This window comes from Flavobacterium sp., assembly GCF_044371705.1.
Taxonomy (GTDB): domain Bacteria; phylum Bacteroidota; class Bacteroidia; order Flavobacteriales; family Flavobacteriaceae; genus Flavobacterium.
Map to the genome: position 1 here is coordinate 1 of NZ_JBILTE010000121.1, position 7753 is coordinate 7753.

General features: G+C 35.3%; 6 protein-coding genes. 3 read left to right on the forward strand and 3 right to left on the reverse strand.

Annotation, left to right across the window (positions count from 1 at the left end; translation table 11 throughout):
- Nucleotides 1–134 precede the first annotated feature (134 nt).
- Nucleotides 135–689, forward strand: a complete 555-nt coding sequence (locus tag ACIQ2S_RS09145) for a porin family protein (RefSeq protein ID WP_396175206.1) — start codon at nucleotides 135–137, stop codon at nucleotides 687–689.
- Between the two features lie 68 nt (nucleotides 690–757).
- Here the strand turns inward: ACIQ2S_RS09145 and ACIQ2S_RS09150 are convergent, their stop codons facing one another.
- The 3 genes from ACIQ2S_RS09150 to ACIQ2S_RS09160 are packed head-to-tail and all read right to left on the reverse strand — an operon-like array spanning nucleotide 758 to nucleotide 4802.
- The gene (locus ACIQ2S_RS09150; protein ID WP_396175208.1) at nucleotides 758–1339 is read right to left on the reverse strand and encodes a hypothetical protein; all 582 of its coding nucleotides are present in this window, start codon (nucleotides 1337–1339) and stop codon (nucleotides 758–760) included.
- A gap of 44 nt (nucleotides 1340–1383) precedes the next feature.
- The gene (locus ACIQ2S_RS09155) at nucleotides 1384–3153 is read right to left on the reverse strand and encodes a M14 family metallopeptidase (RefSeq protein ID WP_396175211.1); all 1770 of its coding nucleotides are present in this window, start codon (nucleotides 3151–3153) and stop codon (nucleotides 1384–1386) included.
- Nucleotides 3154–3161: 8 nt separating this feature from the next.
- Nucleotides 3162–4802, reverse strand: coding sequence for a M14 family metallopeptidase (locus tag ACIQ2S_RS09160; RefSeq protein ID WP_396175213.1), 1641 nt, complete (start codon nucleotides 4800–4802; stop codon nucleotides 3162–3164).
- A 130-nt stretch (nucleotides 4803–4932) separates the two neighbouring features.
- On the opposite strand from ACIQ2S_RS09160, the gene aroQ reads away from it, so the two are divergent.
- Together aroQ and ACIQ2S_RS09170 are read left to right on the forward strand one after the other, a co-directional pair.
- Complete coding sequence (gene aroQ, locus ACIQ2S_RS09165; protein ID WP_396175215.1) at nucleotides 4933–5349, forward strand: type II 3-dehydroquinate dehydratase; 417 nt, start codon at nucleotides 4933–4935, stop codon at nucleotides 5347–5349.
- A 52-nt stretch (nucleotides 5350–5401) separates the two neighbouring features.
- Nucleotides 5402–7753, forward strand: a 2352-nt coding sequence (locus tag ACIQ2S_RS09170) for a DUF5686 and carboxypeptidase regulatory-like domain-containing protein (protein WP_396175217.1), incomplete at its 3' end; no start/stop codon positions are given.

Below are 7753 nucleotides of genomic sequence, written 5' to 3' on the forward strand. Positions count from 1 at the left end.
TATTTTAAGGGGTTTTTGGACTTATTAACATTTTTATGAACAGAAAATACACATTTACTAACATCCTGTTTAATACTAAATTTCTACTTATTTTGTTATCCTATTATTGTAAAACAACTTTTAAAATAATTATCATGAAAAAAATCGGTTTCGTTTTTGCACTTTTGCTAGTAGCAATTTTTAATTCCAATGCCCAAATGCTTCAATTTGGAGTAAAAGGAGGTGTGAATTTTTCCAATTACACCAGTGGTGAAATTGAAGGGGTTGACTTTAACCAAGTAACAAGTTATCATTTTGGTTTGGTTACCGAATTAAAGCTTTTAGAAAATTTATCTATTCAACCTGAGTTACTATATTCTACTCAAGGATCGGAATTAGAAGGAATTGACCAACAAATTAAAAATGAATTAGGATACATTTCGCTTCCAGTGATGGCAAAGTTCTATTTAACAAAAAATCGTTTGAGTATTGAAGCCGGACCACAATTTTCGTTTTTAGTAAGTGAAAGAAATGAACTAGATTCAGCCGACACAAACACTTTCGACTTTGGGGTTGGCGGTGGTTTAAGCTACAAAATCACTGACGGCTTATTTCTTTCCGGAAGATACATTGCAGGCTTAACTGAAGTTAAAAAAGATGCAGATGCAAAAAATGCTTTGATTCAATTTTCTGTGGGTTATATGTTCTAAATAGACTTAGTTACAAAAAAAAGGCTGTCTAAAATTTTAGACAGCCTTTTTTTATACTTTAAATGGATTTATTTACCCCATTTTCCTCCACCAACATAGAAGCCGAGAGTTATTGCAAAATAAGAATTGGAAATATCTTCGTTGCTTTCCAAAGTCCCATTATATAATTTTGATTTTGGTACTAAATTATATTCTAAACCCATTCTGAATTTTCCCCATTCAAATCCACCGCGAATAACACCACCAAATCCTCCGGTAACTGACTGACCACTTACATCTGTATCTTCATCAGCTCTAACACTTAAAGCTCCTGCATAACCCAAACCTCCCCCAACAAAAGGCACAAATGATTTTCCTTTTGGAAAATAATAATCAAAAGTTCCTAGATAAGAACCTACACCGGTTGCAGTTACAAAAGTTGAACCGCCAAAATCTTCAATATCTCTTGCAATAGCTGCTCCACCTATGCGGAACCCAATATTCATATTATCTTTTATATTGTATTTCGGTTCTATGTAATAAGAAATACCTGCCCCACCACTTGCGGGAACATAACCAAGATCCAATCCTACTCTAAAAGCTCCTTCACGTTGCGAATAAGAAATAAAAGATGTTAAAACTAATGCTACAATTAAAATCAATTTTTTCATTTGTAAATGTGTTTAGATTAAGTTTCAAAAGTATAAAAAAAATACTACTTTAAAAGCTTTTCAGAAACTTTTTCTGATACCAATCCACCTTTAGCACTGGAAACTTCAACCGTTGCATTGGATGGATTTCCCTTCACAATCCAGCGAACTTTTACACTACCCATACCGCTTATGTTGGGCATTTCAATTTGCTCCGGTCGGTATTTTTGTTCTGTAAATAAATTTAAATCTTCGTTTTCAACAGTCATTCCCGCAACCACAGTACTTCCTTTTAAAGTAATATAATTGGGTCGCTCGATTTTGTTTTTTACATCATGTGTTGAATGTGTTGGAATAATACGCGTATTCATAATTGTTGCAGTAACGGCTACTAAATCGCCTGATAACTTTTCGGTTTTGATGTCTACTATTTCCAATTTTGGGGTTTGATACGCGTGGTATAAAGTGAATGCCATATTTCGATGAGCGTCTTCCTGCAACATAAAACCCGGATGGTTTCGAATGTAATTCTTTTTTGAACCTCCTACTTCAATCTCGCCAAACTGCGGATGATTAAAGGTTTTCCATTCAACATATCCATCGCCAAATAACAAATATTTATCAAATTCATTAAACTCATCGTTATCCCAACGACTGCCTGCATTTTTTTGATTAAACAATTTATAGGAAGTCATTAATTCGTTACTAAAAGTAAAGATTCCACGTGTCAAACATAAAAAATCAATTTCACCTCCGTAAACAGTATATAAATCTTTATGAAGAATAAAATAATTATAACCCGGAATCATTTTTTCACCCAGTTTTCCAATATTATCATACACTTCAATATCCTGTCTACTAAACAGTGGGTCATCTTCTGCAGCACCGGGACCTCGTAAAAACATCCCCCCATAATTGTGATAACTTTGAGCTCCCGCAATATTTGGGTGATTCACTACAAAATCTTTCACCGCTCTTGTTTCGGGTAATGTTCCCGGATAAAATAACGCCCCGTTTTGCACGTAATTAGGTTGCCAGTTCCAAGCCCAATCACGATTCGGGTCATAGGTTCCGGTATTATCTTCATTCACTAATCCGTCGTTGTCGTTGTCAATTCCTTCATAACCTAACATTTCATAGTCTCCTTTTTCATCGCCGCGAACTTGATACATGCGACTGGGATATTTTGGATCGACTTTCCAACGACCGGTTTTCGATTTCCTACGCATCATGACGATATTTCCATCTCCATCTAAATCATCTAATTTATCTTCGTTCACCAATCCATCACCATCATTGTCAAAAGAACGCATCCCCGAGCGAGAAGTGTTGGCATTATTTGGCGTGTGAATAAAATTTTCTCTGGAATCAGGACTAATAGTCACCGCAATATAAAACACTTTTTCTTTCAACAAAGTGTTGATAAACTTAACTGTTTGAAAACTCTCTGCCAAATACCAAGCGGTATACATCGAAACCTCTACCCCTTGCAATTCATTGGCGTGAATTCCGCCATCGATATAAAATCCGGGTTTGTGTTCAATTTTCCCTGTTTTAAAATCAGAAATCGTTAATACCCAAATATCTCTATTTTCATAGGACTTCCCGATGGATTCCATTTTAACTAAGTTCGGATAGGACTTTACTAAATCTTTACAGAATTGGGTGATTTGAGCATAATCGTGGTAACGGTCCCACGACATGGGTACCTTTGGATTTGCCGGCGAACCAATGGCACGCATCCCATTTAAATCTTGTGGAGCAACATCGTTTTTCTGAGCTGAAACACTCCAAAAAGAAAAACTTAATAAACTATAGAGTATGTATTTTTTCATCTTTTTACTTATTTCAATTCAACGATTAGTTCTTTTACTCCGGTTGTAGCACACCCTGTTTGAATAGTCACTTTTCCCGAACCGGAAATTAGCCATGAATATTCTTCTGATTCTCCGGCTTGCATGGCATTACGCAAATAATGTTTTCTTCCGGAAACGATGGACTGATTTTTAGCCACAACCAATTCCGTTTTCATACGCGATACAAAACGAATTTTATCGCCAATTTCCGTGTACGTCGGCAATAAGCCTTTGTTAACCACCTTTACTGTCACACGATATAAATCGTTTTGAACTTTTTCAACAACCGGTGTAGTAGTTTCAATTTTAGGCATGGCTGCTAAAAATTCTTCCAAAAAAAGTTTATGTTTCGTAGTGCTTTCCTCTAAATATTTAGCTGGTGGATTGTTTAAAGCAAAAGGCATAAATCCGCCCACTTCCGCTTTTTGATTAGGAAAGTCGGGATGCTTAACAGCCGTCCAATTCACAAACACATTGGTCAGATTTTCTTTGGTTGCCCATTTTAAATAGGCTAATTCCTGATTGAATTCAGATGCATCTTTTTTTGGCTTATCTACTTTTGTTTGAGTGGAATCTTTTTTTACTTCCTCTTTGGGAATCCACCAACCCGGGGTTGAAAAACTGAATCTTCCGGCATGATAATAAGCTGTCTGAGCAAAATTCCCTTTGGTCATTGGTGATTTTGGAGCGTCCTTTATTTTGGCTTTATCAGTATATAAAGAGGTAACCAATTCGGCAGTTTTTACATCTTTTTCCAACCAACTTTTAATGATTCTGCTGCTCGCCATTTTCGAATCATACTTAGGAGCTTCCGAAAGGTTGTTATGCATTCCAAAAGTAAAAACAGCATAAATGTTTTTATTCAAATATAAAAAATCCAAAAGTGCACGGGTTTCAGGTTCTGAAGCGACATAAACACCGGAGCCTTTTTCAAAAACAGGGTGATCAAACGTGAAATTTCTATCGATATTCACACCTTCAGAGAAATCTTCATTGAAATTTCCATCCTTATCATTGTCAAATCCTTCGGATAAAACAAGATACTTGCCTATTTGATTTTTTGTTGGATTGGCTTTCACCAATAATCGGGCATCATCCGGACTTTCGATATACGTTCCGGAAACATCCTCAATACGAATTTGCGTAATTAAACCGTCATTATTCATGTCTTCATACGGATCTTCCCCTATTTGGCCATCACGATCATCATCGGTTTTTGTGGCATTGCCGCTTTTTTCCATTTTTAATTTTCCAAAAAAAGCATCCATTGCATCCGGATTTACGGAAGGAACAAAATAAAGTGTTTTCTCGGAAAGCAATTTTGATAGATTCTCGCTTTTAAGCAGCTGGTCAATTAACTGAACGGCCATTTGCGATCCCGCCTGATGTTTGCCATCAATTCCGGCCGTAATAAGTAACGCTGGTTTTGGTTTTGCAGATTCTGAAAGTGTCACCAGCCATAAATCCTTGCCGCCACTACTTTTTCCAATGGATTTAACCGTACAGAATTTACTTTTTGATTCAAATTCTTTCAGTTTTTTAGAAAGACTTTCATAATTGAGGTAATCATTTTGTCCATAGGTTAGTGCAAATGAAAACAACAATAAAAACAGTATTTTTTTGTTCATACAATGATTGTTAATTAGATTTTTAAAAATAGTAGATTAAGTTGTAGTAAAATGTTAATTTTAAACTAATCTTTTTAATCTTTAGTTTTTAGCTATCAATTTTTGATATTTTTACCTAAATTGTTATAGTATGAAAATTATCATCATCAATGGTCCCAATTTGAATTTACTCGGAAAAAGAGAGCCTGATGTATACGGTTCAGAAACATTTGATTCTTTTTTTAATCAATTAAAAAATGATTTTCCACAAATCGAGTTGTCCTATTTTCACAGTAATATTGAAGGTGAACTGATTGATAAAATTCAAGAAGTGGGTTTTTCATACGACGGAATCATTTTAAACGCCGCAGCTTACACGCACACTTCAATAGGCATTGGCGATGCGGTAAAAGCTATTGCCACACCCGTTATTGAAGTGCATATATCGAACACCTTTGCAAGAGAAGCATTCCGACACCAATCATTTATTTCACCCAACGCAAAAGGAATTATCATCGGATTTGGTTTGCAAAGCTACAAATTGGCACTCCAATCGTTTTTAAGATAAATCCGTACAACCTTTTCATTGTTAAAATCGTCTCTTTATAAAACCTCCTTTTATGAAAAACATCTTTACGCTAGTTCTTTTATTCCTAACATCGGTAACTTTTTCTCAGATAAAAGGAACAATTACCGACGAAGCAAACAACCCTTTGCCCTTTGTTAACATTTATGTAGAGAATACCTATATCGGAACTACTTCCAACGAAAAAGGAAATTATGAATTGTCGATTCCTAATCGTTCGGAAGCTACTTTAGTTTTTCAATTTTTAGGTTTTAAAACGCAGAAACATGTGGTGAAAACTAATGTACCGCTAACTTTTGATGTCAAATTAAAAGAAGAAAGTTACAGTTTGAATGAGGTTGTTTTGAGTTCGAAAGAAAATCCTGCCCTTCCGATTATCCGTAAAGCAATCGCGAGCAGAAGTATTAATTCTGCCAAAACTGCCAAGTTTACGGCCGATTTTTATTCCAGAGGAATATTCCGCATGAAAAATGCACCTAAAAAAATATTTGGTCAAGAAATAGGCGATTTAGATGGAACGCTAGATTCTACCGGAAGTGGAATCTTGTACTTATCGGAAACGGTTTCAAAAATTACTTTTCAAAAACCTGATAAATTGAAGGAACGAATCATTGCTTCGAAAATTAGCGGACAAAACAACGGTTTTAGCTACAACACTGCTCAAGCCACTTCTTATGATTTTTATGATAATACGGTGGAATTAGGGACTAATTTAATTTCCCCCATCGCCGACAATGCTTTTGGCTATTACAAATACACCCTTGAAGGGACATTTTATGATGACAATAAAAACCTCATCAATAAAATAAAAGTTACCCCTAAAAGAGACGTGGATCCTGTTTTTGAAGGATTTATTTACATCGTAGAAGACAGTTGGGCCATTTATGGAGTTGATTTTGACATCAAAGGTTATCGGATGAAAGAAGAGTTTTTGGATGTAATGAATTTGAAACAAAATTTCAGTTACAATCAAAACAATCAATTGTGGGCAAAAAATTCACAGAGTTTAGAATTTGAAGCTGGAATTTTTGGCATTAATTTTAATGGAAAATTTACCTATGTTTATAGCAATTATGATTTCAAAGATGATTTTGAAAAGAAAACATTTACTAACGAGATTTTAAGTTTTGAAGACAATGCCAATAAAAAAGACACGCTGTATTGGAACACTATGCGTCCGGTTCCTTTAACAGAGGAGGAAAGCACTGATTATATTCGGAAAGATAGTATTAGTACTGTTAGAAAATCAAAACCCTATTTAGATTCGATAGACGCGAAAAATAACAAATTCAATCCTTTGAAAGTTTTAACTGGATATACCTATCGAAATTCACATGAAAATTGGTCGATTAACTATGATGGTTTAATCAAACTTATTCAATTCAACACCGCACAAGGCTGGCATATGTCAACCGGAATTTCCTATTATAAAAGAGACGAAGAAACCCGCAAAAACATGTCTTTTGGAGCCAATTTCAATTACGGTTTTTCAGAAGAAAAATTTAGAACAACCGGTTTTTTCAATACGCGATTGAATACCAAAACCAATAGCAACCTTTCGGTTAATGGAGGTAGCAAAGCCGAGCAATTTAACGCAAACGAGCCTATAAGTCCACTAATTAATACCGTAGCTACGATCTTTTTTGAAGAAAATTTTATGAAATTGTATGAAAAGAATTTTGTAACGGCAAGCTATCAGCAAGAAGTAACTAATGGACTATTCATGTATGGATCTCTTGAATACAGTGAGCGAAAACCGTTATTCAACACTACTGACTATGTACTCTTTCCAAATGATAATAAAACATACACGTCCAATAATCCTTTGGATCCGAACGATTTTACAAGCGGAGGAATTGTGAAGCACAATTTAATGAAAGCCAACATCAATGCCCGAATTAATTTCGGTCAGAAATACATGACGCGTCCTGATGGAAAGTACAATATGAGAAATGATAAATATCCCTCGATTTTCTTGGGTTATGAAAAAGGATTTGCCGGAAATGAAGACATTTATAATTATGATTTTGTTGCCGGACGCATTTACTACGAGCAAACTTTAGGAAACAAAGGTAGCTTTGCTATTAATCTGAAGGGTGGACAATTTTTCAATGCTGATGATATTTCTTTCGTAGATTACAAGCATTTCAATGGTAATCAAACTTACGTAGGAACCTCTGAACGCTATTTAAACGTATTTAATTTGATGCCGTATTATGCGTATAGCACGAACGACAGCTATATGGAAACCCATATTGAACACAACTTTGAAGGCTACATCATGAACCGAATTCCGTTACTTAACAAATTAAAATCAACGCTAGTGCTGGGTTACCATCAGCTGGCCACGCCTGAAAGCAAGCCTTACCAGGAATTTACAGTTGGT